The organism is Streptomyces sp. DH41, assembly GCF_029813785.1.
GTDB lineage: Bacteria > Actinomycetota > Actinomycetes > Streptomycetales > Streptomycetaceae > Streptomyces.
Genome location: NZ_JARVKY010000069.1, coordinates 1 through 388 on the forward strand (window position 1 = coordinate 1; position 388 = coordinate 388).

General features: G+C 33.2%; 1 protein-coding gene. It reads right to left on the bottom strand.

Features of this window, described 5'->3' with window-relative positions:
* A partial coding sequence (locus tag QC283_RS39410) for a replication initiation protein (protein WP_336620693.1) occupies positions 1-308 on the bottom strand: 308 nt, incomplete at its 3' end.
* Between the last annotated feature and the right edge of the window lie 80 nt (positions 309-388).

Consider the following 388-nt stretch of genomic DNA (forward strand, 5'->3'; position numbering starts at 1 on the left):
TTGTTGGCATTACTTTGTGGGCTTATTAGGTGATTGTAATCAGCTATGAATTGCTTATTCCTTGCTATCCTAGTGAGCTGAGCATCAGATAGATTATTTGTGAACATGTCTAGCACACTGTTATCACGCTCTATCTGATTGTTTTTATTTTTACTTATTTTTTTGTCGTTAACGCAATCAAAATCAAAAATGATTGATGACACTATACGCCCTGTTTTGATTTGACTGTAAGTAATTCTATAAGGCGTATTGTTCTCAATATCTCTAATCGCTGGGTCTAAAACATTTCGTTTAAACTCACTAATCACATTGTACTTATCAACACAATTAAACTTCTCTCTTAAGTACTCGATTGTATATGACTTTTGTTTATGTTGCTGGTGCATAC